Source organism: Streptomyces sp. WM4235 (assembly GCF_001279725.1).
GTDB lineage: Bacteria > Actinomycetota > Actinomycetes > Streptomycetales > Streptomycetaceae > Streptomyces.
Genome location: NZ_LGDE01000426.1, coordinates 12,820 through 38,786 on the forward strand (window position 1 = coordinate 12,820; position 25,967 = coordinate 38,786).

The 25,967-nt window shown below is 71.7% G+C and carries 22 protein-coding genes and 2 pseudogenes; 15 read left to right on the forward strand and 9 right to left on the reverse strand.

Annotated features, from left to right (window positions below):
• Positions 1-4: 4 nt before the first annotated feature.
• The 8 genes from ADK55_RS25565 (at position 5) to ADK55_RS25600 (ending at position 7,456) form a co-directional block, all read left to right on the forward strand.
• On the forward strand, positions 5-1,285 hold the full coding sequence (locus ADK55_RS25565; RefSeq protein WP_053682150.1) for an amino acid deaminase: 1,281 nt from the start codon (positions 5-7) through the stop codon (positions 1,283-1,285).
• 2 nt (positions 1,286-1,287) lie between these two features.
• Positions 1,288-2,853, forward strand: coding sequence for an N-acyl-D-amino-acid deacylase family protein (locus ADK55_RS25570; RefSeq protein ID WP_053682151.1), 1,566 nt, complete (start codon positions 1,288-1,290; stop codon positions 2,851-2,853).
• 31 nt (positions 2,854-2,884) lie between these two features.
• Positions 2,885-3,895: a YdcF family protein gene (locus ADK55_RS25575; protein ID WP_053682152.1), complete on the forward strand. Its 1,011-nt coding sequence runs from the start codon at positions 2,885-2,887 to the stop codon at positions 3,893-3,895.
• Between the two features lie 103 nt (positions 3,896-3,998).
• Positions 3,999-4,184, forward strand: coding sequence for a hypothetical protein (locus tag ADK55_RS25580; protein ID WP_053682191.1), 186 nt, complete (start codon positions 3,999-4,001; stop codon positions 4,182-4,184).
• A gap of 211 nt (positions 4,185-4,395) precedes the next feature.
• Positions 4,396-4,980 carry a TetR/AcrR family transcriptional regulator gene (locus ADK55_RS25585; protein WP_234350236.1) on the forward strand — a complete coding sequence of 195 codons (585 nt, stop codon included), beginning with the start codon at positions 4,396-4,398 and terminating at the stop codon, positions 4,978-4,980.
• Positions 4,977-5,558, forward strand: coding sequence for a dihydrofolate reductase family protein (locus ADK55_RS25590; protein WP_053682154.1), 582 nt, complete (start codon positions 4,977-4,979; stop codon positions 5,556-5,558). The genes ADK55_RS25585 and ADK55_RS25590 overlap by 4 nt, the downstream gene beginning before the upstream one ends.
• Positions 5,559-5,746: 188 nt before the next feature.
• Positions 5,747-6,958: a pyridoxal phosphate-dependent aminotransferase gene (locus ADK55_RS25595; RefSeq protein ID WP_053682155.1), complete on the forward strand. Its 1,212-nt coding sequence runs from the start codon at positions 5,747-5,749 to the stop codon at positions 6,956-6,958.
• A 102-nt stretch (positions 6,959-7,060) separates the two neighbouring features.
• Entirely contained in the window at positions 7,061-7,456 is a 396-nt protein-coding gene (locus tag ADK55_RS25600) for a hypothetical protein (RefSeq protein ID WP_053682156.1), read from the forward strand.
• A 175-nt stretch (positions 7,457-7,631) separates the two neighbouring features.
• Here ADK55_RS25600 and ADK55_RS38780 read toward each other — a convergent pair whose 3' ends face one another.
• Together ADK55_RS38780 and ADK55_RS25610 are read right to left on the reverse strand one after the other, a co-directional pair.
• The gene (locus ADK55_RS38780; protein ID WP_053682157.1) at positions 7,632-8,084 is read right to left on the reverse strand and encodes a hypothetical protein; all 453 of its coding nucleotides are present in this window, start codon (positions 8,082-8,084) and stop codon (positions 7,632-7,634) included.
• A gap of 284 nt (positions 8,085-8,368) precedes the next feature.
• Positions 8,369-10,201, reverse strand: a complete 1,833-nt coding sequence (locus ADK55_RS25610; RefSeq protein ID WP_053682158.1) for a phosphoenolpyruvate carboxykinase (GTP) — start codon at positions 10,199-10,201, stop codon at positions 8,369-8,371.
• A 219-nt stretch (positions 10,202-10,420) separates the two neighbouring features.
• On the opposite strand from ADK55_RS25610, the gene trhA reads away from it, so the two are divergent.
• Positions 10,421-11,152, forward strand: a complete 732-nt coding sequence (gene trhA, locus ADK55_RS25615; protein WP_053682159.1) for a PAQR family membrane homeostasis protein TrhA — start codon at positions 10,421-10,423, stop codon at positions 11,150-11,152.
• A 97-nt stretch (positions 11,153-11,249) separates the two neighbouring features.
• On the opposite strand, the gene ADK55_RS25620 is transcribed toward trhA, so the two are convergent.
• Positions 11,250-13,307, reverse strand: a complete 2,058-nt coding sequence (locus tag ADK55_RS25620; protein ID WP_053682160.1) for a thioredoxin domain-containing protein — start codon at positions 13,305-13,307, stop codon at positions 11,250-11,252.
• A 229-nt stretch (positions 13,308-13,536) separates the two neighbouring features.
• Between ADK55_RS25620 and ADK55_RS25625 the strand changes: the two genes are divergently transcribed.
• Together ADK55_RS25625 and ADK55_RS40095 are read left to right on the forward strand one after the other, a co-directional pair.
• The gene (locus tag ADK55_RS25625; RefSeq protein ID WP_053682161.1) at positions 13,537-14,103 is read left to right on the forward strand and encodes a Uma2 family endonuclease; all 567 of its coding nucleotides are present in this window, start codon (positions 13,537-13,539) and stop codon (positions 14,101-14,103) included.
• Positions 14,104-14,181: 78 nt separating this feature from the next.
• Positions 14,182-14,394, forward strand: a pseudogene (locus ADK55_RS40095) (hypothetical protein); the annotation flags it as partial.
• Between the two features lie 67 nt (positions 14,395-14,461).
• Here the strand turns inward: ADK55_RS40095 and ADK55_RS25630 are convergent.
• Entirely contained in the window at positions 14,462-15,301 is an 840-nt protein-coding gene (locus tag ADK55_RS25630) for a DUF4344 domain-containing metallopeptidase (RefSeq protein ID WP_053682162.1), read from the reverse strand.
• A 219-nt stretch (positions 15,302-15,520) separates the two neighbouring features.
• Between ADK55_RS25630 and ADK55_RS25635 the strand changes: the two are divergent.
• A pseudogene (locus ADK55_RS25635) lies at positions 15,521-18,785 on the forward strand (tetratricopeptide repeat protein).
• A gap of 191 nt (positions 18,786-18,976) precedes the next feature.
• On the opposite strand, the gene ADK55_RS25640 reads toward ADK55_RS25635, so the two are convergent.
• A complete protein-coding gene (locus ADK55_RS25640; RefSeq protein ID WP_053682163.1) occupies positions 18,977-19,207 on the reverse strand; it encodes a hypothetical protein in 231 nt (76 codons plus the stop codon).
• Positions 19,208-19,209: 2 nt separating this feature from the next.
• Positions 19,210-20,091, reverse strand: a complete 882-nt coding sequence (mca, locus tag ADK55_RS25645) for a mycothiol conjugate amidase Mca (RefSeq protein ID WP_053682164.1) — start codon at positions 20,089-20,091, stop codon at positions 19,210-19,212.
• Between the two features lie 337 nt (positions 20,092-20,428).
• Here mca and ADK55_RS25650 point away from each other — a divergent pair, with 337 nt between their 5' ends.
• From ADK55_RS25650 to ADK55_RS38785, 3 genes are all read left to right on the forward strand, one after another.
• Positions 20,429-20,842, forward strand: a complete 414-nt coding sequence (locus tag ADK55_RS25650; RefSeq protein ID WP_053682165.1) for a DUF4307 domain-containing protein — start codon at positions 20,429-20,431, stop codon at positions 20,840-20,842.
• 344 nt (positions 20,843-21,186) lie between these two features.
• The gene (greA, locus tag ADK55_RS25655; protein ID WP_053682166.1) at positions 21,187-21,684 is read left to right on the forward strand and encodes a transcription elongation factor GreA; all 498 of its coding nucleotides are present in this window, start codon (positions 21,187-21,189) and stop codon (positions 21,682-21,684) included.
• A 56-nt stretch (positions 21,685-21,740) separates the two neighbouring features.
• Positions 21,741-22,331 (forward strand): hypothetical protein, encoded by a 591-nt coding sequence (locus tag ADK55_RS38785; RefSeq protein ID WP_159041549.1) that lies wholly within the window; start codon positions 21,741-21,743, stop codon positions 22,329-22,331.
• A 95-nt stretch (positions 22,332-22,426) separates the two neighbouring features.
• Here the strand turns inward: ADK55_RS38785 and ADK55_RS25665 are convergent, their stop codons facing one another.
• The 3 genes from ADK55_RS25665 to ilvA form a co-directional block, all read right to left on the reverse strand.
• Positions 22,427-23,239 carry an ABC transporter permease gene (locus tag ADK55_RS25665; protein ID WP_053682168.1) on the reverse strand — a complete coding sequence of 271 codons (813 nt, stop codon included), beginning with the start codon at positions 23,237-23,239 and terminating at the stop codon, positions 22,427-22,429.
• Positions 23,236-24,267, reverse strand: coding sequence for an ATP-binding cassette domain-containing protein (locus tag ADK55_RS25670; protein WP_053682169.1), 1,032 nt, complete (start codon positions 24,265-24,267; stop codon positions 23,236-23,238). The genes ADK55_RS25665 and ADK55_RS25670 overlap by 4 nt, the downstream gene beginning before the upstream one ends.
• Positions 24,268-24,511: 244 nt before the next feature.
• Complete coding sequence (gene ilvA, locus ADK55_RS25675) at positions 24,512-25,744, reverse strand: threonine ammonia-lyase (RefSeq protein WP_053682170.1); 1,233 nt, start codon at positions 25,742-25,744, stop codon at positions 24,512-24,514.
• Positions 25,745-25,967: the final 223 nt, after the last annotated feature.

Genomic DNA, 25,967 nt, shown 5'->3' on the forward strand with positions numbered 1-25,967 from the left:
CCGCATGGGCAGCGAAGCAGTCCGACGTCTGGCCGACGAGCCGGTCGACCACCGGTTCAAGGGTCTCCCCCCGGACGCCGAACGCGCCTCCCTCACCGTCGGGCAGCTCGCGGCCGAACGCCGGAACCTGCACACCGGCGGATTCACCACCCCCGTCCTCACCCTCGACGCCGAGGCCCTCGCCCACAACCTGGCGGCGCTGGAGACCTACGCCGAGCGTCACCACCTGGCCTTCGCCCCGCACGGCAAGACCTGCATGGCCCCCCAGTTGTTCCAACGCCAGTTGGACCACGGGGCCTGGGGCATCACCGCCGCCGTGCCCCACCAGGCCCGCGTCTACCGCGCTTTCGGCATCGGGCGGATCTTCCTCGCCAACGAGCTGGTCGACCCCGCGGCCCTGGCCTGGGTGGCCGACGAGCTCGCCGCCGATCCCGAGTTCCGGTTCGTCTGCTACGTCGACTCCGTACGCGGCGTCCAGTTGATGGACCGCGCCCTGCGCGGCCGGCCGGCCGTCGTCGACGTGGTCGTGGAGCTCGGCGCCGGCGAGGGGGCCCGGACCGGCGCCCGCACCGACGAGGACTGCCGCGCCGTCGCGGACGCCGTCGCGCAGACCGACACGCTGCGCCTCGTCGGCGTCGCCGGCTACGAGGCGGAGGTCCCGGACGCCGACCCCGAACGCGTCCACGCCTACCTGCGCCGGCTCACCGGCCTCGCGGTCGAGTTCGACAAGGCGGGCCGGTTCGCCCCGGACGTCGAGGAGATCGTCGTCAGCGCCGGCGGCTCCGCCTGGTTCGACGCCGTCGCGGACGTCTTCGCCGCGATCCCGGAGCTGTCGCGGCCCGTCCTGAAGCTGCTGCGCTCCGGCGCGTACGTCTCGCACGACCACGGCTGGTACACCCGCCTCACCCCCTTCAACCGGATCCCGGAGGAGGGCGGGCTGCGGCCCGCGTTCCGCCTGTGGGCCCAGGTGGTCTCCCGGCCCTCCCCCACCCAGGCCTTCGTCAACGCGGGCAAGCGCGACGTCGCCTACGACCTCGGGCTGCCGGAGGCGGAACTGGTGCGCGACGCCCTCGACGGGACCGAGCGCCCGGCCAACGGCGTCCGGGTCGTCAAACTGTCCGATCAGCACGCCTGGTTGGAGACGGACTCCGCCGAGGACGTCCGGGTCGGCGACTGGGTGGCCCTCGGCATGTCGCACCCGTGCACCATCTTCGAGAAGTGGCCGCTGATCCCGGTCGTGGAGGCCGACGGCACCGTCACCGACTACGTGCGCACCTTCTTCTAACCGTGGACCTCGTCATCCGGGGGGCCCGCGTCGTCGACGGCACGGGCGGGCCCTCGTACCTCGCGGACGTGGGCGTGCACGAGGGCCGCGTCGCCGCGATCGGGAGGCTCGGCGCCGGCCGCGAGACCCTCGACGCGCACGGCCTGGCCCTCGCCCCCGGGTTCGTCGACATGCACGCCCACAGCGACCTCGCGCTGCTCCGCGACCCGGACCACGGCGCGAAGGTCGCCCAGGGCGTGACCCTGGAGGTGCTCGGCCAGGACGGCCTGTCCTACGCACCCGTCGACGACCGCACCCGCACCGAGGTGCGGGCGGCCATCGCCGGATGGAACGGCCCGGGCGACGACGTCGACTTCGACTGGCACGACGTCGGCGGCTACCTGGACCGCCTCGACGGGGGCGTCGCGGTCAACGCCGCCTACCTCGTGCCCCAGGGCACCGTGCGCGCGACGGTGCTCGGCTGGGACGACCGTCCCGCGACCCCCGCCGAACTCGACCGGATGCGCGCGCTCGTCGCCGACGGCCTCGCGCAGGGCGCCGTCGGGATGTCCTCCGGGCTGACCTACACCCCCGGCATGTACGCGTCCGGCGCCGAACTGGCGGAGCTGTGCGCGGTGGTGGCCTCGTACGGCGGCTACTACTGCCCGCACCACCGCTCGTACGGGCGCGGGGCGCTCGCCGCCTACGCCGAGATGGTCGAACTGGCCCGCGGGGCCGGCTGCGCCCTGCACCTCGCGCACGCCACCATGAACTTCGACGAGAACGAGGGCCGAGCCGGGGAGCTGCTGGACCTCCTCGACGCGGCGCTGGCCGACGGCTGCGACGTCACCCTCGACAGTTACCCGTACACCGCCGGCTGTACGACCCTCGTCGCCCTGCTCCCGAGTCGGGCCGGCGCGGGCGGCCCCGAGGCGGTCCTCGCCCGGCTCGCGGACGACGCCGAGGCCGAGCGGATCCGGTACGCGCTGGAGGTGGAGGGTGCGGACGGCTGCCACGGGGTTCCGGTGGACTGGTCGACGATCGAGGTCTCGGGTGTCGGCGATCCGGCGTTCGACGCGTACGTCGGCACGCGCCTGACCGGTTGGGACGCGGCCCGGCGGCTGTTGCTGGGGGACCGGCTGCGGCCGACGATCCTCCAGCACGTGGGGCACGAGGAGAACGTCCGCGCGATCATGCTGCACCCCGCCCACACCGGCGGCTCGGACGGCATCCTGCGCGGCGCGAAGCCGCACCCCAGGGCGTACGGCACCTTCCCCCACTACCTGGGGCACTACGTGCGCGAGCTGGGGGTGCTCACCCTGGAGGAGTGCGTGGCGCACCTCGCGGGCCGGCCGGCGGCCCGGCTCCGGCTGCCCGACCGGGGGCTGGTGCGGGTCGGGTACCGGGCGGACCTGGTCCTCTTCGATCCGGACACGGTCGCGGCCGGGTCCACGTACGCGCGTCCGCGGGTGCTGCCGACCGGGATCCCGTACGTCCTGATCGACGGGCGTTTCGTGATGCGGGACGGTCGCAGGACCGACGTCCTGGCCGGGCGTTCGGTACGACGGACGCCGTATTCCGGCCGCTGACGGTTCAATTGAGCCGCTTACGATGTGCGGCATGCTCGCCTTCGCCCCCGCAGCCCTCCTGTTTGTCTTCTTCTGTGCGAGTGTGCGGGAGGACCGGCGGCGATTTCGCAACGCGGTCCTCCTGGGCCTCACCTTCATCAGCCTGGCGATGGCCCTGCTCTTCCAACTCACGCACCTCCCCGACACGCTCGCCAGGATCGTCGCGGTCGCGGTGTTCCTGGTGCCGGCCGTCGGGGTCGTGGCCCTCGCCTGCTTCCTCGTCGCCAACGGGGTGACCATGGTCCGCAAGGAAGGCCGCAGCCCGGGCAACCTGCTGTCCCTGCTCGCCGGTCTGGCGATCTTCGCGGTACTCGCGCTGGCGGTCGTCGCGATGGCGAGCGGCTCGACGAAGGTCGCCGGGATGACCGCCATGGTCATCATGATCGCGGTCTACGTCTCGTTCCTCTTCGTCTGCTTCCTCGCCTACGCCTACCTCTACGGGCGGATCCGGGTGCGCGGCGACGTCGACTACGTGGTGATGCTCGGCTCCGGCCTGATCTGCGGGGACCGGGTCCCCCCGCTGTTGGCCTCCCGGCTGCGCAAGGGCATGCGGATCTACGTGGCCCAGTGCGCCCGCGGCGGCACGGCCCCGCTGCTGCTTCCCTCGGGGGGCAAGGGGTCGAACGAGAAGGTCGCGGAGGCCCGGGCGATGGCCGACTGGCTGATCGCGGAGGGCGTGCCGGCGGACCACGTCGTCCTGGAGAACCGCTCCCGCACGACGGAGGAGAACCTCACCTTCAGCAGGACCATCATGGAAGAGGGGAAGGCGGACTACCGCTGTGTGGTGGTCACCAACAACTTCCACGCCTTCCGCGCGGCCATGATGGCCCGCAAGGTCGGGGTGAACGGCCAGGTGCTGGGCTCCCCGACGGCCGCGTACTTCTGGCCGAGCGCCACGATCCGCGAGTTCGTCGCGGTGTTCGTGGAGCACAAGGGGGTCAACCTGACGGTCTGCGGCACCCTGTTCGCCTTCGGGGTCCTGCTGACGCTGCTGGCCGGCTAGTCGGGGCCGGGGCGGCCGGTTTCGGGGCCCGGAACGGGCCGACGTGCGTTCATGGGGATGTCGCCGCACGATGGGGGCCAGGGGGCACTGGAGGAGGTACGCGATGGACAGTGAATCGGACCAGCGGCCCAGCCGACCGGCCCACCTCTACACCGGGGCGGAGCGTCCGTTCGACCCTGAGGACCTTGTGATGGCGCGCGGCCAGGAGCCGACTCCGGAGCGGCTCGAAAAGGCGCGTCAGATGATCGAAAAGGAGGGTCCGGCGGCGCTGGAACGCTACCTCCCGTAGCGCGCGCCTCCCGACCGGGCGCCGCCACCCGTCCCGACACGTTCGCGACGCGTCGGGCGGCGCCCGCGTCAGTGGACGGATGGCCCCGTCCTCGCCTGTGGCCAGAGGTTGTGCGCCCGCCCCCTTGTGCTCGAACGCCTGCGCCTGCATTAATGAATGAACAGTCATTCATTAATGAATCGAGCGAACGATGGCAGGACGACCGAGGGGCGTGGACGACGCGACGATCCTGCGCGCCGCCGTCGACGTGATGGGACGGACGGGGCCGGCCAAGCTGACGCTGGCCGCCGTGGCGCGCGAGGTCGGGTTGGTGCCCGGCACGCTCGTCCAGCGCTTCGGATCCAAGCGCGGACTCCTGCTCGCCCTCTGCGAGTACGGCGTGCGCGGCGTCGCGGAGCTGCGCGAGCGGACGGTACGGGAACACGCCTCGCCCCTGGACGCCCTGGACGCGCTGATCGCCGCGGCCTGGAGCCCGATGGCCGGCCCGGAGGCGTACGCGAACCACCTGGCGGCCCTGTGCACCGACCTGACCGACCCGGAGTTCCGTCTGCACGCCCTGGCCGCCCAGCGGGCCCACCACGAGGCCTGCCACACGCTGCTGACCCGCGCCGCGGCCGCCGGCGAGCTGCGCCCGGACACCGACACCACCGCGCTCGCGGCGGCCGTACAGGCGGCCGTCACGGGGGCGGGGCTGCTGTGGGCCGTCGACCACGAGGGCACGTTGGCGGGGCGCCAACGCGCGGCCCTGTCGGCCGCCCTGGAACCACACCGAACCAAGCGAGGGGACCCGTCTTGAGCACCGCCACCCGCACCTTCCGCACCGCCGTCACCATCGGCGTCAGCCTGGACGGCTTCATCGCCCGCCCCGACGGCGACATCGAGTGGCTCACCAGCCGCGGCGAGGAGGCCGGGGACTCGGGCTTCGAGGAGTTCATGGCCGGCATCGACACCCTCGCCATGGGCCGCAAGACCTACGAGAAGGTGCTGACCTTCGGCTTCTGGCCGTACGAGGGCAAGCGCGTGGCCGTCCTCAGCACCACCCTGACCACGGACGACCCGCGCATCACCGTCCACCGCACCCTGGACGACCTGCTGGCCACCCTGACCGCACAGGGCGCGAAGAACGTCTACGTGGACGGCGGGCTCGTCGTCCAGACCTTCCTGCGCGAGGGCCTCCTGGACGAACTCACCCTCACCACCGCCCCGGTCCTGCTGGGCTCCGGCATCCCGCTCTTCGGCCCCCTGCACGCGGACGTGGACCTGACGCTCGACTCGGCGAAGGCTCTCGGCGGGGGCTTCACCCAGGCGACCTACCGGGTGGACCGGGCGTGCCGCGCGGGCGGGGCCGCCGCCCCCGCCCGTCCCCCGAGGTGACGAGCGCAACACGATCGTCACCGCCCTGCGCACACACCCGTTCCGCAGGGCGGGACCGGCGCCTGACCCGCGTTTCCAAGGAGGGACCGCGCCGCCACCCACGCATCGCGCGTAATGGGGCAAATCCTCCCCCTCTTCGTGGTGCGCAATTCGAAGCGGGTCCGCGGCGGGCCCCGTAAGCTCCCGTCATGCAGGTGATCCAGTCAACGAAACTCGCCAATGTCTGCTACGAGATCCGCGGGCCCGTGCTCGAAGAGGCCATGCGGCTCGAAGCGGCAGGTCATCGCATCCTCAAGCTCAACACCGGCAACCCCGCGGCCTTCGGCTTCGACTGCCCGCCGGAGATCCTTGAGGACATGCTCCGCAACCTGGGCAACGCCCACGGCTACGGGGACGCGAAGGGACTGCTCTCCGCGCGGCGCGCGGTCGTGCAGCACTACCAGACCAAGGGCATCGAGCTGGACGTCGAGGACGTCTACCTCGGCAACGGCGTCTCCGAGCTGATCCAGATGTCGATGCAGGCGCTGCTCGACGACGGCGACGAGGTACTGGTCCCCGCACCGGACTACCCGCTCTGGACCGCCTCGGTCAGCCTGGCCGGCGGCACCGCCGTCCACTACCGCTGCGACGAGCAGGCCGACTGGATGCCGGACCTCGCGGACATCGAGCGGAAGATCACCGACCGCACCCGCGCGCTCGTGATCATCAACCCGAACAACCCCACCGGCGCCGTCTACGACGACGAGATGCTGCGCGGCCTCACGGACATCGCGCGTCGCCACAACCTCGTCGTCTGCTCGGACGAGATCTACGACCGGATCCTGTTCGACGGCGCCACGCACACGAACACCGCCGCCATCGCGCCGGACCTGCTGACCCTGACCTTCAACGGGCTCTCCAAGAACTACCGCGTCGCCGGCTACCGGGCCGGCTGGATGGCGGTCTGCGGCCCCAAGCAGCACGCCTCGTCGTACATCGAGGGCCTGACGATCCTGGCGAACATGCGACTGTGCGCCAACATGCCCTCGCAGCACGCCGTCGCCACCGCCCTGGGTGGCCGGCAGTCGATCGTCGACCTGGTCCTGCCCGGCGGACGGCTGCTGGAGCAGCGCGACACCGCGTACGACCTGCTGACGCAGATCCCCGGCATCACCTGCGTGAAGCCCAAGGGCGCCCTGTACCTCTTCCCGCGGTTGGACCCGTCGGTCTACAAGATCAAGGACGACCGGCAGATGGTCCTCGACCTGCTGCGATCCGAGAAGATCATGGTGGTGCACGGTACGGGCTTCAACTGGCCGGAGCCCGACCACTTCCGCATCGTGACGCTGCCGAACGCCAAGGACCTGGCGGACGCGGTGACGCGGATCGGCACCTTCCTCGACGGCTACAGCCAGCCGTAGGAGCGGGAGGGCCGGCCGGATCCCACCGATCGACCGGATCAAGCACAACTTTAGAACCAATCCAATGTAGGATGGCTTCCTGACCACGCAGGAGGCCTCCTCATGTACGAGCCGATCCGCACCAAGTCGGTCGTCCACCGTATGGACGGCGGCCGCGACTACCCGCACAGCAGCCGCGGCGAAGCGCTGGACATCCAGCTCGCCGGGCACCTCTCGGCGTTGCTCGCCGTCACCGACGACCTCGGGCTCGACGAGGCCGGCGACCGGATCGCCGAACAGGTCACCCGGCTGCGCGGCGCCCGACCCGCCCGACTGCGCCGGCCGCGGGCGGACAACACCGCCGCGCTCCACCAGCGGGCGCACGACCTCGCCGCCCGCGCCCTGCTCGTCGCCGCGTCCCGCGCCGACACCACCGCCGCGATCCTCGCCGCCGAGCGGATGGACGCGCACGCCGCCGCCCTGCGCTCCGCCGACGCGGACCTGGCCGGCGCCCACTGACGGCCCCGGTCCGGGGCCGCGGAGGCTCCGGACCGGGTGCCATGTACCGGCGCGGGGCGCGATCAGACCGGGTGCGACGCACCCGGACGATCCGACCCGGTGCCGCGCACCCGCGTGTCGAGACCCGGTGCCGTGCACCCGGGCGCTCGGAGCGCCGGGGTTCGGGGCGGACCGCTCACGGCGTGCCCGCCGAGGGCGTGGGGCCGAACTCCGCCCCCGCCACCCCGCACCACGGCACCTTCGCCGCCGGCCACACCGGGCCCACCACCTCGGCGTGTTCCGTCGCCCCCCGCGCCACCCCGGGAATCCTGGCCAGCGCCTGGGCCGCACGACCGCCCGGCTCCGGCTCGGCGCTCTCGCGGAACTCCACCGTGACCAGGTACGCGCTCACGCCCGGGACCCGGCCCGTGACGTCGACCCCGGCCACCACCCTGCGGCCGACCGGATCGACGCGGCACGAGGTGACCCGCACGTCGTCCACCGCCGCCCCCGGCGGGACCTCCGGCGGCTCGGCCGGCCCCTCGCCGCTGGCCCACACGTACAGGCCCAGCGGAGCGAACACCAACATCCCGGCCAGCACCACCAGACCGACCAGCCAGCCCTGCCACTTCAACGCGCTCACGCCCATGGCACGATCCTCCCGGCAGCCCGCCCCTCCCACCAGCACCCAAGGGCCCACACAGCATTTCGAAGCGGGATCGCACGGACGCCGGCCGTCCACTCGACGCGGTCGCCCGACGGGCCCTGGCCGAAACGCGTGACGGCGGACCTCCGTTTGCAGGAGGTCCGCCGTCAGCAGACGCACACGACATGCCCGGAAGCGCGAACGCTCCTGACGATGGTCACGTGCTGCGGTGGGAACCGCTTGGTCGGGGGCTCCCACGTTCTCGGGCCCCGGACGGGGCGGGCGGGTCAGCCCAGGCGCTCGACGAGCGCGTGGTACTGGTCCCACAGTTCCTTCGGCGTGTGGTCGCCGTAGGTGTTCAGGTGCTCGGGGACCAGCGCGGCCTCGTCGCGCCAGATCTCCTTGTCGACCGTGAGGAGGAAGTCCAGGTCGGCGGCCGGCAGGTCCAGGCCGTCGGTGTCGAGGGAGGCCACGGTCGGCAGGACGCCGATCGGGGTCTCGACGCCCTCGGCGGTGCCGTCGAGGCGCTCGACGATCCACTTCAGGACGCGGCTGTTCTCGCCGAAGCCCGGCCACACGAACTTGCCCGCGTCGTTCTTGCGGAACCAGTTCACGTAGTAGATCTTCGGGAGCTTCGCCTGGTCCTTGCCCTTGGCCACGTCGACCCAGTGGCCCATGTAGTCGCCCATGTTGTAGCCGCAGAACGGCAGCATGGCGAAGGGGTCGCGGCGCAGCTCGCCGACCTTGCCCTCGGCGGCGGCGGTCTTCTCGGAGGCGATGTTCGAGCCGATGAAGACGCCGTGGTTCCAGTCGAAGGACTCGGTGACCAGCGGCACGGCGGAGGCGCGACGGCCACCGAAGAGGATCGCGGAGATCGGGACGCCCTTGGGGTCCTCCCACTCGGGCGCGATCGTCGGGCACTGGGAGGCCGGAACGGCGAACCGGGCGTTGGGGTGGGCCGCCGGGGTCTCGCTGTCCGGGGTCCAGTCGTTGCCCTTCCAGTCGATCAGGTGGGCGGGCGACGTCTCGGTCATGCCCTCCCACCAGACGTCGCCGTCGTCGGTGAGCGCGACGTTGGTGAAGACGGTGTTGGCGTACATCGTCTTCATGGCGTTGGCGTTGGTGTGCTCGCCGGTGCCGGGCGCGACACCGAAGAAACCGGCCTCGGGGTTGATCGCGTACAGGCGACCGTCCTCGCCGAAGCGCATCCAGGCGATGTCGTCGCCGACGGTCTCGACGGTCCAGCCGGGGATCGTGGGCTCCAGCATCGCGAGGTTCGTCTTGCCGCAGGCGGACGGGAAGGCGGCGGCGATGTACTTGGCCTCGCCCTGCGGCGGGGTGAGCTTGAGGATCAGCATGTGCTCGGCCAGCCAGCCCTCGTCGCGGGCCATGACGGACGCGATGCGCAGGGCGTAGCACTTCTTGCCGAGCAGGGCGTTGCCGCCGTAGCCCGAACCGTAGGACCAGATCTCGCGGGTCTCCGGGAAGTGCGAGATGTACTTGGTGGTGTTGCAGGGCCACGGCACGTCGGCCTGACCCTCGGCGAGCGGAGCACCGAGGGTGTGGACGGCCTTGACGAAGAACCCGTCGGTGCCGAGCTCGTCGAGGACGGGCTGTCCCATGCGGGTCATGGTGCGCATGGCGACCGCGACGTAGGCGGAGTCGGTGATCTCGACGCCGATCGCGGAGAGTTCGGAGCCGAGGGGGCCCATGCAGAACGGGACGACGTACATCGTCCGGCCCTTCATGGAGCCGCGGAAGATGCCCTGCCCACCGTCCGTGCCGGTGAAGAGGGCCTTCATCTCGGCCGGGGCCTTCCAGTGGTTGGTCGGGCCCGCGTCCTCCTCCTTCTCGGAGCAGATGAAGGTCCGGTCCTCGACGCGCGCGACGTCGGAGGGGTCGGAGGCGGCGTAGTACGAGTTCGGGCGCTTGGCCGGGTCGAGCTTCTTGAACGTGCCCTGGGCGACGAGCTCCTCGCACAGGCGCTCGTACTCGGCCTCGGACCCGTCACACCAGACGATCCGGTCCGGCTCGGTCAGGGCGGCGATCTCGTCGACCCAGGAGGTCAACGCCTTGTGCTGCGTCGGGTTGGAAGTGGGAGCCGCGTTGTCGCGCGCCACGATCGCTCCTTGTTGAGGGGTTTGTTTGGTGTTTGCCCCGTGGGGGCTGCGACCCGGACGCTTCGCGCTCCGCTCATCCGGTGCCGACCGCACTCATCTGATCATCCGGTGCATGTGCGCATATGTCCAGGGGGCTTCTCACGTGAGCATCGCCACTCGCGTCAATCTTCCGTAAAGAGGACTGACGGAAACCTACGGACCCGTAGATAGCATGTGGCCATGACTTCTGACGCCGCCGCCGCTCCGGCATCCGAGGCCGCCCCGGCCGATCCGGCCCACCCGGTCGTCGAGGCCGTCGAGGCCGTCGAGTCCGCCCTGGAACACAAGCCGCTGCTGCGCGGCTGGCTCCACCTGGGAATGTTCCCCGCCGTGATCGTCGCCGGCCTGGCGCTGATGGCCTTCACCGACTCGACCGAGGCGCGCGTCGCCTGCGGGGTCTACATCCTCACGGCCTGCCTGCTCTTCGGCGTCAGCGCGGTCTACCACCGCGGCACGTGGGGCCCCCGCGGCGAGGCGATCCTGCGGCGGCTCGACCACGCCAACATCTTCCTGATCATCGCGGGCACCTACACCCCGCTGACCGTCCTGCTGCTCCCGCCCTCCACGGGGCGGACCCTGCTGTGGGCGGTGTGGATCGCCGCCGGCGCCGGCATCGCCTTCCGCGTCTTCTGGGTCGGCGCCCCGCGCTGGCTGTACACGCCCTGCTACATCGCCATGGGGTGGGCGGCCGTCTTCTTCCTCCCCGACTTCATGCGCACCGGCGGCATCGCCGTCCTCGTGCTGGTGATCGTCGGCGGGCTGCTCTACAGCGTGGGAGGGGTCATCTACGGCATGAAGCGCCCCAACCCCTCCCCCCGCTTCTTCGGGTTCCACGAAGTGTTCCACTCGCTGACGCTCGCGGCCTTCGTCGCCCACTACGTGGGCATCTCCCTCGCCGCCTACCAGCACTGACGTCGCCGGGCGGTCGGTCCGCCGGCGATGCCACCGGACCGACGCCGGACGCGACTGCGGGGCGCGACCGCGGACGCGACTCCCCCGCCCCTCGGGCTCAGGGGTGCGCGCCGCCCACCTGCTCGGCCAGTTCGGCCGGTTCGGTCGTGGGGCGGGCGCAGACGAAGTGCCGGCAGACGTACGCCGTCGGGAGGTCGTCCGTCAACGCGCGGTCGACCAGCAGCGGGAACTCCGCCGCGCCGCCGTCCGCCGCCAGTGGCAGACCGACCGCCACCACCGCGCCGGGAGCCGTCCCCAGCAACGCCGTCCGGTGCAGCGCCGCCGTCGCCGGATCCTCCGGATGGCCCACCACGGCCACCTCGCGCGGCCCGTCCATCAGCGCCTCCGCGACCGCCAGCCCATGCCCGATGAAACGCGGAACCCGCGGCCCGAGCGCCTGAACCACCCCGAGCGCCCGCTCGGCGGCCGTGCGGTGCGCCTGCGAACCGGAGTGCGCGGCGTACGAGAGCAGCGCGCCGGCGGCGGCTGTCCAGCCCGAGGGCGCCGCCGTGTCCGTCGGGTCCTGGGGACGCCGGATCAGCTTCTCGGCGTCGTGCGCCGTGTCGTACAACGAGCCGTCCTCGGCGGTGAACCGGTCCAGCACCAGGTCCACGAGGAAGCCCGCGAACTCCAGCCAGACCCCCTCGCCGGTCACCGAGGCCAGCGCCAGGAAGCCCTCCGCGACATCGCCGTAGTCCTCCAGGACCCCGGCGTTGAGGCCGACGATCCCGTCCTTGCTGGTGCGGGCCAGGCGGGGCCCGGCCGTGGCGTCGAAGTGGACCCGCACCAGCAGGTCGGCCGCCTCGGTGGCGCGCTCGACGAGATCGGGCCGCTCGAAGAACGCCCCGCACTCGGCGAGCGCCGCGATGGCCAGCCCGTTCCAGGCGGCCACCACCTTGTCGTCCCGGCCGGGCGCGGGCCGCCCGGAGCGAGCCGCGAGCAGCCGGGCCTTGATGTCGGCGACCTTCGCCGCGTCCAGGGCCGGCCCGTCCTTCGGGAGTTGCAGCACGGAGGCGCCGTGCTCGAAGGTCCCCTCCTCGGTCACCCCGAAGCAGGCGGCGGCCGCCTCCCCGTCCTCCTCGCCGAGCACCTCGCGCAACCGCGCGGGCGTCCAGGCGTAGTACGCGCCCTCCACGTGCCGGCCGGTCGACGGGTCCTCGCTGTCGGCATCGAGGGCGGAGGCGAAGCCACCCTCGCGGGTACGCAGCTCCCTGACCATGAAGTCCGCGGTCTCCAGCGCCACGCGGCGGGCGAGCTCCGACCCGGTGGAGCGCCAGAGGTGGGCGTAGACCCGGCACAGGAGCGCGTTGTCGTAGAGCATCTTCTCGAAGTGCGGCACGACCCACTCCCGGTCGACCGCGTACCGGGCGAACCCGCCGCCCAACTGGTCGTAGATACCGCCGCGGGCCATCGCCTCACAGGTGTCGGCGGCCATCTGCAAGGCCCCCTCGGCTCCGGTCCGGGCGTGGTGGCGCAGCAGGAACTCCAGCACCATGGACGGCGGGAACTTCGGCGCGCCGCCGAACCCGCCGCGGGTGGAGTCGTACTCACGCGTCAGCGCGAGCAGCGCACGCGCCGCCTCCTCGGGCCCGGGAGCCTCGGCCTTGCCGTAGTCCAACTGCCTCTCGGACAGATCGCGCGTGATGCGCGACGCGACCTCGGCGACCTCATCGGGCCGGCCGACCCACGCGGTGCGCACGCCTTCGAGCACCTGGGTGAAGGAGGGCATGCCGTGCCGGGGCTCGGGCGGGAAGTAGGTGCCGAAGTAGAACGGTTCGGCCTCGGCGTTGAGGAACACCGTCATGGGCCAGCCGCCCTGCCCCGTCGCGGCCTGTACGGCCTCCATGTAGACGGCGTCGATGTCGGGCCGCTCCTCGCGGTCCACCTTGACGTTGACGAAGTGCTCGTTCATGTAGGCGGCGGTCAGCTCGTCCTCGAAGGACTCGTGGGCCATGACGTGGCACCAGTGACACGCGGAATAGCCGACCGAGAGCAGAACGGGCACATCACGCCGTCGTGCCTCCTCGAATGCCTCCGGCGTCCAGGGCCACCAGTCGACGGGATTGTCGGCGTGCTGAAGCAGATAGGGCGAGGTCACACCAGCCAACCGGTTCATACGGCCCAGCCTCTCACAGCGTCTGACGCGACCAACGAAACCCTCACGAGCCCGCCCCGCTTGGCTGAATTGCACGTATGAGTCATCCCGTGGCGGGCGGCTCCTTCCCCTCACGGTCGGCGTCGAACTTCTCCCGGCGTTCCTCCAAGTCAGGCGGCCCGACACCTCGGAACAGTAGGCTGGGCGCAGCAGCGCCGGACCTGCCGAGGCCCCTCGAAGGAGGTACACCATGACCGCCGAGATGGTGGCGCCCGCGTGGATGCATTCGCAGATCAGCGCGGAACAGTACGACTCTTGGTCCGAGGAGCAGTGCGCCGGCATCGAGATCGTGGACGGGATGGTCGTCGTGAGCCCGAGCGCCTCCAAACGGCACAACCGGCTGGCGCGGGTCCTGGCCAATGCCCTGGACGCCGCCGCGGGCCCGGACTGGAACGCCGACACGGACTTCGACGTCCGTCTGCAGGACGTTCCGCTCACCAACCGCCGTCCGGACGTCATCGTGTACCGGGCAGAGACCATCGACCTCACGCCTACCCGCCCCGAGCACGTACTCCTGGTCGTCGAGGTCGTGTCACCCGGTTCGGAGACCACGGACCGGATCGTCAAGGTGGACCAGTACGCCAAGGCCGGCATTCCGTTCTACTGGCGGGTCGAGCAGGCCGCCACCGGTGTCCCGATCGTCTACACCTACGTTCTCGATCCCGCCACCAAGGCTTACAGGGACGGCGAGATGTTCACGGGCACGGTGAAGGCCACCGCGCCTTTCTCCGTCACGGTTGACCTTGGGGTCCTGTAGGGACCGAGAAGTCGCCCCTCACCGTCTTCCATCGAAAGCGGCGGGGCACTGGGATCGCGTGCCGGAATTTCCGTGTTCATGCCGGCAGAGCTGATCAGTGAGCTGCGATCTCGAACCGGTCGCCGTGGACTTTCCAGCTACATCACCGAGGCTGTCAGGCACCCGCTCGCCATGGACGGACTCGCCGAGATCGTGGCATCCCACGAGGAGGAACACGGCGCGCTCACCGAGCAGGAGATCGCAGCCGCCCGGCGCGAACTGTTCGGAGTCGAGGACGCGCGGGGCGCCGCGGCGCGCTTGAAGTGGGTGCTCGCGTACTCGGAGCGACGGACCGCCGCGACGCCCCGCCGCCGGCCGATCACCTCAGCAGCGGGGCCAGGGCGTGTTCCCAGGTGGCGCGGGTGGTGGGCCAGGTGGGGGCGCAGTCGCGGGTGCGGGTGGCGAGGTCCGGGTGGCGGTCGGGGGCGGCGCCGTGCAGGAGGCAGAGGTAGGCGGCGGCGCGGTCGGCCGGTGGGGCGTGTTCGTCCTCGTCGGGGGCGGTGTCCGGCTCCCGCGCCGCGAGGAGTTCGTACTCCTCGGCGGCGGTCCGCAGGGCGCGTTCCCCGTCCGGGCCCTCGCGGAGCAGCATCAGGGCCGCGAAGCGGTCGGCGGTGTTCTCCTCGTCGGGGTCGGGTCCGACGGGGAGTTCGAGGGCCTCGACGAGGGCGTGGCCCGCCTCGTGGTAGACGCTCTCGGCGACGATCGCGCCGACCTTCTCGTCCGTCGTGAGGAGTTCCCGGTCCTCCGCCATGTCGTCGTAGCAGAGGTCGATGCGGTGCGCGGCGGGGTCGTAGGCGGTGCCCTCGCCCGCGCAGGAGCGGGCGACGACGGTGACCCGGTCGGGGAGGTCGAGGTAGGCGTTCAGGCGGGTGACGGCCCGGTCGGCGTGCTTCCCGTCGCGCAGGAAGGCGGCCTCGCGTTCGTCGCCGGCGGCGGGGGCCTCGTACCGTACGGCGAATCCGCGCGGTGCGGGTGCGCAGCCGCCCGAGAGCAGGGCCGTCGCGAGGGCGGCGCAGAGCGAGGCGGTCAGTGCGGCGGGCAGGACACGGTGCCGTTCCGCGCGGCGGCGTTCCGCGCGGCGGCGTTCAGCGCGGCGGCGTTCAGCGCGGCGGCGTTCAGCGCGGCGGCGTTCGGCGGCGCGCGTCGGTGTCCCCGTCATCGTGCCGCCCCCACCACACTGTCGGATGTTCGGATCAGCCTACTGATCTGTCCGGGAGGCGCGGCCGGGCAGCTCCCCCGGCGCCCGGCCGTACATATATGCACGCGGTCGACCGAAGACGCGCCAACTCCCTCTGAACCGGTTCGGATTCCCTCGCGCTCGCGACCGTCCCGCAGGACACTTGGGGCACGTTGCCGGAGCGCTCTGAGGGGGATGCCGATGCGGGACAGTCATCGTGTGGAGGCCGAACGGCTTCTGGTGCGAGCCGTGGACGAGGAGGAGCGCCGGGCCGCTCCGGGGGCGCCGGTCGACAAGGCGGCCCTGCTGGCGCGCGGCCGGGAGTCCCTGGACACGCTAGCCGCGAGCGCCTCCGAGGAGTACGAGGCGTACGTGCGCGCCCTGGACGAGGCGGCGGCCGGGGACCAGTCGCTGGGCGAGGCGTTCCGGCGCGCGAACAGTTCGACGGCGTTGCTGGTCACGGCGGTCGGGGCGGTCGCGGCGGTCGGGGCGGACCTGGCCTTCGGCGTGGCGGCCGGTACGGCGTTCAGTACGGGCATGGTCGTGGGCGTCGCGGGGGCGGCCACGACGGCGGTCAAGGTGACGGCTCTTCACCTGCCGGCGGCGAACCGGCGGGCCGGGGAGGCGGGCAGGCCGGGCGGTCCGGAGCAGTTGAGGCTGCAGTGGCTGTCGGCGCTGGAGGTGCGCGGCATTCGGCCCTTTCTGGAGCAGCAGCGCCTGGTGGCGACGGCGGTGCGCAATCCGCCGCGCGTCCGGTCGGGCGTCAACGGTGGCGCGGTCGGCCTCGTGAAGCAGACGACGGGCTCCGGGCCGGCGCTGCGCGGGACGGATCGCAGCGCGGAGGCGCGGCGGCGCAGTGTGCTGGAGCAGTCGTTCAATCAACTCCCTCGCACGGACGAGGGGTTCACGGGTCGCCGGGCGGAACTGACGCGTATCGCGCAGTGGGTGCAGGCGGCGCGGGCCAGTACCGAGACCCGGCCGGTGGTCGTGGTGGTGCACGGCGAGCCCGGTTCGGGGCGTACCGCGTTGGCGTTGCGGGCGGCGCACGCGCTGCGGGACCAGTTCCGCGGGGCGTGCGTGGTGGACCTGCGGGGCGGTTCCCCGTACGGCGGCGCCGCGGAGGCCCCGCTGTCGACGCGGGAGGCGTTGTTGCACCTGCTGAACCGGCTGGGCGCCCCGCGCGAGCAGTTGTTGTTCCGCGAGGGGGCCTCGGCGGAGCAACAGGTGCGGCGGCTCGGGGAGTTGTATCACCAACACCTCCAGGGGCTGCCGGTGACGGTCGTGGTGGACGACGCGGTGGACGCGGCGCAGGTCCGGACGCTGGTTCCGGAGCGGTCCGACAGTCTGGTCCTGGTGACGGCCTCCGGCCCGCTGGAGTTGCCCACCGACCTGGCGGCGTGGGTGCACCAGCTTCCGCTGGCCCGCCTGTCGGAGCCGGAGGCGGCCGAGGTGCTGCGCGCCGGCGCGGAGGCGGCGGGCGGTCCCGCGTACGGCGAGGAGGCCGTGCGGGAGTTGTCGGTGCTCGGTGCGGGGCTGCCGTTGGCGCTGCGCGTGCTGGCTCCGCTGGGGGAGGCAGGGGCGGCCGGGGGCTCCGGCGGCACCTTGGAGCACGCGCTGGACCTGGCGTACGTACGGCTGCCCGAGGAGCGGCGTCGGCTGTTGCGGCGCCTGACGCTGGCCGGGCGGGCCTCGCTCGGGCCGTCCGCGGCGGCGGCGCTGATCGACGCGGACCAGGTGGAGGCGGGGCGGCTGCTGCGCGAGCTGGCGCGGGCGGGCCTGCTGGACCCGGTGCGCGGGGAGCGGTACCGGATGCACGACGCGGTGCGTGCGTACGCGGCGGCGCGGTTGACGGCCGACGAGGACCGGGCGGAGGCGGCGGCGGCCCACGAGCGGCTGATCCGCAACTACGCGCAGCTCGCGGACTCGGTGATCCGGATGGTCGACGGGAAGATGTCCACCCGCGCCAACCACTTCGGCGGGCACGGCTTCGCCTCGTTGGACGCGGCGCTGCGCTGGCTGGACGACGAGTCGAGCTTCATCACGGCGGCGCTGCGGCACTCGCAGGACGTGGATCAGCAGGCGGTGCTGGACCTGCTGGGCGCGCTGTGCGACTTCTGTCTGCTGCGCGGGGACCTGTACCGGCTGGGTGAGATCAACGAGCTGACCCAGGCAGTGGAGGCGGGGCAGCGGGGGGAGCCGGGGCGGGGCGGCCGGATGGCCCGCTCGGTGCAGTGGCGCACGGGCATCGCCGCGCGCCAGCTCGGCGACCTGGACAAGGCCCGCACCACGTTGACCTCGGTCGTCGACCAGTACATGGAGGCCGAGCAGGAGGCGGGCGCGGCGATGGCCCTGGTGTCGTTGGGCATCACCCTGCACCACCAGGGCAACCTTCCGGAGGCGGCGGCCCGGCTGCGCGAGGCGCTGGCCCTCCAGGAGTCGCCGGAGCTGGCGGGTGACCGGGCGTGGGGGTTGCACGCGCTGGCTGCGGTGCAGCGGGACCGGGCGGAGCTCGGGGAGGCGCTGACGCTGCTGGAGCGGTCCATCGCCCTGCACCGGGAGAGCGAGAGCGTGCACGGGGAGGCGTGGGCGCACTTCCAGCTAGGGCAGGTGTACCTGCGGATGGGTGCGCCGGAGCGGGCGGAGCCGGAGCTGCGGCTGGCCCTGGAGATGTACGGGCGACCGGGGCCAGGCCTGGGCTTTGACCCAGTTGGGCCGGGCGCGGGTGGTGGACGGGGACCCGGGGCCGGCGCTGGAGCGGCTGCGGGACGCGCTGGCCCGGCACCGGCTGGCGGAGGACGCGCGCGGCGAGGCGTGGACGCTGTACTACCTCGGGCAGGCGTTGGAGGAGGACGGCGAGCGGGACAGGGCGGTGCGGGAGCTGGAGCGGGCCCGGACGATGTTCTCCCGGATGCGGGACGTGTACGGGCTGGCGCACGCCCGGCACCACTCGGGGCGGGTGACGCGCGACCAGCGGGCGGCGCAGACGGGGAACCTGCGGAACTCCGGTTTCGCCCGCCAGCTGCTGGTGGACGCGCGGGCGGACTTCCGGCGGATCGGGCTGGCCCACGGTGAGGGCTGGACCTGCCTGGAGCTGGCGATCGTGGACGCGGGCAACGCGCGGGTCCCGCAGGCGCTGGGGCTGTGCGAGGAGGCGGCCCGGCTGTTCGCCTCGTACGGGGACCTGCGCGGGGAGGACTGGGCGCGTTTCCTGCGCTGCACGATGCTGCCGTACGCGGTGCCGTCGGTCCCGGGCGCCTCGGACGAGGCGCGGGCGGAGCTGGCTCGGCTGGCGGCGGCCCCGCACCCGCTGCGTGACCGGCGGCTGGAGGACTGCCTGGAGACGTACGGGGTGATCCTGGGGCGGGGCGTGGATCCGGCGGAGGGCTGGCAGGCGTGGCGCCTGGGCATGGTCCCGAACCTGCGGTCGCGGGAGGTCATGGGGGTGCCGGTGGTGCCGGTCGCCTGACGGCCCGGACGGGACCCGCCGGGGACCGGCGGTCCGGGCGTCCCGGCGCCTGCCGTGATCGCGCACGCGTACGTGCCACCGCACGCGTACGTGCCACCGCCCCACCGGTCCGCGGGTGGGGCGGCGGTCGTCGCGCGTGCGTCCGACGCCCGCGTGGGCCCCGCGGGCTCAGGGGCCCGCGGGGCAGGGGCCTACGGGGCCCGCGTGCCGTCCGTCGCCGTGCCCTTGGCCGCCGGTTCGGGGGCTTCCTTGAAGTCCACCCGGCCCATGTGCCTGCTCATCGACTTCATCAGGCCCCACACCCCGAGGGCGAGGGCCGCGAACACGATGAAACCGAGGATTCCCGGGGTCACCTTGTTCTTGTCGAAGGTGTCGCCGGCCAGCGGGAGGAGCTGGACGATTGCTTCCTGCGTAGCGCTCATGACTACGCATTCTCCCGGATGCCCGCGAAGAGGTCGGACTCGGGGAGGGAAGTGTCCACCAGCGACTTCGCCAGTTCGTACTCCTCGGTCGGCCAGACCTCCTTCTGGATCTCCATCGGAACGCGGAACCAGCCGCCGTCCGGGTCGATCTGCGTGGCGTGCGCGATCAGCGCCTTGTCACGGATCTCGAAGAAGTCCGCGCAGGGGACGTGCGTGGTCAGCGTGCGTTCGGTGCGCTCGAACTCCTTCCAGCGCTCCAGCCACTCCCCGTAGGGGGACTCCAGGCCGCGGGAGAGCAGCGCCTCGTGCAGGGCGACGGTGCGCGGCTTGTTGAAGCCCTGGTTGTAGTAGAGCTTCTGCGGCTGGTAGGCCGGGCCGAACTCGGCCTCCGGGTACTTCTCGGTGTCCGCCGCGCCCTCGAAGGCCACCATGGAGATCTGGTGGGTCATGATGTGGTCGGGGTGCGGGTACCCGCCGTTCTCGTCGTACGTGGTGACGACCTGCGGCCGGAAGGCGCGGATCTTCTTCACCAGGCGGCCGGCGGCCTCGTCGACGTCGGCGAGCGCGAAGCAGCCTTCGGGCAGCGGCGGCAGCGGGTCGCCCTCGGGCAGCCCGGAGTCGACGTAGCCGAGCCACTCCTGCTCGATGCCGAGGATCTCGCGCGCCTCGTCCATCTCCTTGGCGCGGACCTCGTGGATGTGCTCCTCGATGTACTTGTCCCCCTGGAGCTTGGGGTTCAGGACGGAGCCGCGCTCACCGCCGGTGCAGGTCACCACCAGCACGGGCACCCCTTCGGACACGTACTTGGCCATGGTGGCCGCGCCCTTGCTCGACTCGTCGTCGGGGTGGGCGTGGACGGCCATCAGTCGAAGCTGCTCGGTCAAGACAGGATCCTCTGGTACTCGTCTGGCAAAAGGGAAGGCCGGTGGGCGCCTTCTATAGTCACTCCTCCCCTCAACAAACGGAGACGAGGGAGATTCCCGGCACACTCGTCCCGGGGGACGAGGCCCCGCACGCGGTGCCCGTGTACATGCGGTCCGACCAAGGTAATGCGTGCCCGGGCCGCCCTTCGCCGGTTTTCCCGGGCCCTCGGATTCCGCTTTCACCGCCCGCGCCGACGGCCCCCTGATTCCGCCCCGGACCGGGGGGCGTGACATCCTCCGGTTACGGTGACCGGACCGGAGGAGCGAGGCTTCCCGGCCCTCGCGAAAGGAACGATCGATGAGCACGGTGCGCGAAGGACTGCCCGAGGGTCGCTACGGCCGGTCGGCGGACGAGCGCGCGGACCGGAAGCTCAAGATCGTCGGGTCCGTGCTCGGGGTCGGGCTGCTGGGCGTGGTCGGCTGGATCGGCTGGGACTACGTCGGCGGGCAGACCGTCAGCGCCGAGGTGATCAAGTTCCAGATCGTGTCGGACAGCGAGGTCAAGGTGCACCTGGAGGTCCGCAAGGACACCGGGGTGACCGGGGTCTGCACCCTCAGTTCCCAGGACGAGGGGCACGGCGAGGTGGGCCGCGCCGACTTCACCTTCGGGCAGCGGGACGCGCGCGTGGACGAGGTCGTCTCGCTGAAGACCACCGGGCGGGCGACGATGGTCGAGCTGGTCGGCTGCCAGGCCGCCGGCGCCGCCTCGTAGGCCGTCCCTTCCGGATCCCGCCCTCTCGGATCCCGCCCTCTCGGATCTTGCCGGGTCGGATCTTGCCGGGTCGGGCAGCCCGGGGGCCACGGCCCCGCCACCGACCGGTACTGACCGTTCCTGACCGGTGGCGCCCATTACGGATCGGTAGCGCGCCACGCCCGGGAAGATTGCCCTCGCACCCCGCACCAGGCGTGTGACCTGCGACGCCGCCCGGCCCGGCGACGCGCGATGACACACTTCATACACAGGGTGTCCTCCCCCTTTTCTTCCCGAATTGTTAGGCTCGTGGTTTCGTCCGCCGCTGGCGGCTTTGAAGTCCCCTGTACCGACGAGGAGCACCCGTGACCCAGACGAGCGAGAGCGTCACCTGGCTGACCCAGGCGGCGTACGACCAGCTGAAGGCAGAGCTGGACTACCTCTCTGGTCCCGCACGCACGGAGATCGCCACGAAGATCGCAGCTGCCCGCGAAGAGGGCGACCTGCGTGAGAACGGCGGTTACCACGCGGCCAAGGAGGAGCAGGGCAAGCAGGAGCTCCGGGTCCGCCAGCTGACCCAGCTCCTGGAGAACGCGAAGGTCGGCACCGCCCCCGCCTCCGACGGCGTGGTCGCCCCCGGCACTCTCGTCAAGATCGCCTTCGACGGCGACGAGGACGACACCATGGAGTTCCTGCTGGCCTCGCGCGAGTACGCGTCCTCGGACTTCGAGACCTACTCCCCGCAGTCCCCGCTGGGCACCGGCGTGATGGGCAAGAAGATCGGCGAGGACGCCTCGTACGAGCTGCCGAACGGCAAGACGGCGGCCGTCAAGATCCTCGACGTCAAGCCCTTCACCGGCTGAGCACCCGCGCACGTCGAGAGCCCCCGCCCGGATCGGATCCGGGCGGGGGCTCTCGCGTGACCGGGCTCTTCCCGCACGCCTCCCGGAAGCCGACGCCGCCCGTCCTTCACGGTCCGAATCAGGCCGAAACCTGGCCGGATTCGCATCACGAACGTCCACACATGGCGAGTAGCTTCTCTCGTGCTCACCCGAACAAGACATCGAACAAGGCGCCGACCGAGGCACCGCACGAGGCGAACACCCCACCGCGCATGAGCGAGGAGCGAATTGTGAAGGGCGTATTCCGATTGGCGGGAACCGCAGCCGCGGCCGTCGCGCTTGTTTTCACCAGTGCGCTGACGGCCCAAGCGGACGCGCAGGCGTCGGGCACGGTGAAGGCCCCCTATGCAAGCGGCGGCAAAGTCGTCGGCTCGGCCAACCTCAACGGCCCCAACGCCCCGACCAAGTTCTGCGTCACCTTGCTGGCGGCGCACCCGTACACCCCCGACGTCGCGATCTCCACGACCTGCAAGACGATCTCCGCGGGCAAGGTGACGACGAAGGCGGCGATTCCGCCGTGCGGCAAGTACGCCACCTTGGCGAGCGCGAAGGTGAACGGACGCATCACCTTCTACAAGAAGTCCGGGTACACGCTCTTCTGCTCGTGAGTACGAGGAAGCCCGCCGGATGCGATCGGCGGGCTTCCCGATGCCGTCCGTGTGATGCCGTCCGCGCTTTCAAGGGACGGAATCAGGAGACGGAATCAGGCGTCCACTCGGCGGTACTTGCGGACCGCCAGCGTGCGGAACACCGCGATGATCACCACTGACCAGATGATCGAGGCCCACACGGGATGCAGCATCGGCCAGGCGCCGGTCACCGACAGCGGAACCCCGTCGATCGTGTTGCCGAACAGCCCGCGGGACGCCGCCACCGTGGCACTGAACGGGTTCCACTCGGCGACGTACTGGAGGAACCTCGGCATGCCGTTGACCGGGACGAAGGCGATCGAGATGAAGGTCAGCGGGAACAGCCAGATCAGACCGCCCGAGGTCGCCGCCTCCGGCGTCCGCACGGTCAGGCCGATGAGGGCGCCGATCCAGGTGAACGCGTAGCCGAGCAGCAGGAGCAGGGCGAACCCTCCCAGCACCTTGCCGATGTTCTCGTGCGTACGCCAGCCGACGATCAAGGCCACGCCCGCCAGTACGGTCAGCGTCACCGCCGTCTGTACGAGGTCGGCGAGGGTGCGGCCCGTGAGCACGGCGCCGCGCGCCATCGGCAACGAGCGGAACCGGTCGATGAGCCCCTTGTGCATGTCGTCGGCGATGCCGGCGCCCGCGCCCGCCGTGGCGAAGGTGACGGTCTGCGCGAAGATGCCGGCCATGAGGAATTCCTTGTAGGCGCTCGCGCTGCCCGCGGGCGCCCCCGGAACGTTGATGGACCCGCCGAAGACGTACGTGAAGAGGACCACGAACATCACCGGCTGGATGAGCCCGAACAGGATCATCTCGGGGATCCTGCTCATCCGCAGGAGGTTGCGATGTGCGATGACCAGGGAGTCGGTCGTGCTGCTCACTTCACCTGCTCCTTCCGCGCCGTGTCGCCCTCGGGCTCGGCCCCGGTCGTGGCCGCGGTGCCGTCCGGGGCGCCGTTCCCCGCGTCCCGTTCCGCCGCGTGGCCGGTCAGCGAGATGAACACGTCGTCGAGCGTGGGCCGGCGCAGTCCGATGTCGTCGATCTCGATGCCCCGGCCGTCGAGTTCGCGGATGATCTCGGCGAGCAGTCTGGCGCCGCCGGACACCGGAACGGTGAGCTTGCGGGTGTGTTCCTCGACGCCGGCCTCGCCCTTGCCGAAACCGGCGAGCACCGCGCGCGCCGTGGCGAGGTGGTCCCTTTCGTGGACGACGACCTCCACCCGCTCGCCGCCGGTACGGGCCTTGAGCTGGTCGGAGGTGCCGCGCGCGATGACCCTGCCCCGGTCGACGACGCAGATGTCGTGGGCGAGGTGGTCGGCCTCCTCCAGGTACTGGGTGGTGAGCAGCAGGGTGGTGCCCCCCGCCACGAGTTCGCGGATGATGCCCCACAGTTGCTGCCGGTTGCGGGGGTCGAGTCCGGTGGTCGGCTCGTCCATGAACATCACGGGCGGGCTGACGACGAGCGCGGCGGCGAGGTCGAGGCGCCTGCGCATGCCGCCCGAGTAGGTCTTGGCCGTCCGGTCGGCGGCCTCGGCGAGGTTGAAGCGCTCCAGCAGTTCGGCGGCGCGGGCCTTCGCCGCCTTGGAGTTCAACTGGTAGAGCCGGCCGACCATGTGGAGGTTCTCGCGGCCGGTGAGGTACTCGTCCACCGCCGCGAACTGGCCCGAGAGGCCGATGGAGCGGCGGACCTGGTCGGGGTTCTCGAGTACGTCGAACCCCGCGACGAGGGCTCTGCCGCTGTCGGGTCGCAGGAGGGTGGTCAGGACGCGCACGGCCGTGGTCTTGCCCGCGCCGTTCGGGCCGAGAAGGCCCAGGACGGTTCCTTCGGGAACATCGAGGTCCACGCCGTCCAGAGCCCGTACGTCACCGAAGGTCTTCACCAGGCCTTCGGCGTAGATGGCGCCTGGCATAAGGATTCTCCCAGAGCGAATCGGGTGTTTCCCGGGCAAATCTTATGGGCGGGACACGAGTTCCGCCCGGCTTCGCGAAGACTCGACCGCCCGACTCCGGGCGCGCACGAGCCGAGCCGGTACGGTATCGCGTCATATCGCGTACCGCCATGGGGCGGGGAGTTCCGTTCGGATGTGCGAGGCCCCGCGCGTCCCGCCCCGATCGGGGACCCGCCGCGAGTGCCGACGCGACGGCGCCCCGACCTCAGCTCATGACCGTGTACCCCGCGGCGTGCAACGACCGCGCGACCTGGGCGCAGTGCTCGGGCCCCTTGGTCTCCAGGTGCAGTTCCACCTCCACCTCGGTGAGTCCCAGCCGCGGATCGGTCCGGACGTGACTGACGTCCAACACGTTCGCGTCCACCGTCGACAACACCCCGAGCAGACCGGCCAGCGCTCCGGGCCGGTCGCTCACGCGCAGCCGCAGCGAGAGGTAGCGGCCGGCCGCCGCCATGCCGTGCCGCAGGATCCGCTGGAGGAGCAGCGGATCGACGTTCCCGCCGGACAGGATCGCCACCACCGGGCCGCCGCCGTACAGTTCGGGCTCGCTCAGCAGCGCGGCGACCGGACTGCAGCCGGCCGGCTCGACCACGAGCTTGGCCCGCTCCAGGCAGAGCAGCAGGGCGCTGGAGAGCGCGTCCTCCGACACCGTGCGGACGTCGTCGAGGAGTTCACCGATGATCTTGAAGGGGACGTCGCCGGGTCGGCCGACCTTGATGCCGTCCGCCATCGTGTTCGGGTTGTCGATCGACACCGGGTAGCCGACCTTGAGCGAGGGCGGGTACGCGGCGGCGCCCGCCGCCTGCACGCCGATGACCTTCACGTCGGGCCGCAGCGCCTTCACCGCGACCGCGACGCCGGCGGCGAGCCCGCCCCCGCCGATGCCGACGAGGATCGTGCGCACCTCCGGGCACTGCTCCAGGATCTCCAGGCCGACCGTGCCCTGACCCGCGATGATGTCGCGGTGGTCGAAGGGGTGGATGAACACCGCCCCGGTGCGGTCGGCGTGTTCCTGGGCGGCGGCGAGGGTCTCGTCGACCACCTGCCCGTACATGATCACCTCGGCGCCGTACTCCTGGGTCGCCGCCACCTTCGGCAGCGGCGCCCCCACGGGCATGAACACCGTGGAACGCACGCCCAGGAGGGACGAGGCCAGCGCGACGCCCTGAGCGTGGTTGCCGGCACTGGCCGCGACCACACCGGCGGCGCGCTGCTCGGGGCGCAGGCCCGCGATGCGCACGTACGCCCCGCGCAGCTTGAAGGAACCCGTCCGCTGGAGGTTCTCGCACTTGAAGTGGACCGGAGATCCGGTCAGCGCGGAGAGGTGTCGACTGCCTTCCATCGCGGTGACCCGCGAGACGCCCGACAGCATCTTCTGGGCCCCCCGGACGTCGTCGAGGATGACCTGGGGGACGGGCGTCGGCACGCGGTAGTTCATGTGGCCAGTCTCGCAGTCCGCGCGGATCGGGGCGCAGGACGTCGAACCCGTGAGACGGGGCCCGGGAAAGGGGGGACCCGCCGCCAGGGGTGGGAAACCGGCCGACCGGGGATCGGGACGCCGGGGGCGGGATCACGCCAATCGCGACGGCGCCCGCGCTCCGTCCGGCGATGGTCGTATCAGTTCTCGTACGAGGCGTACGAGCCGCCGCACGGCCGCGTAC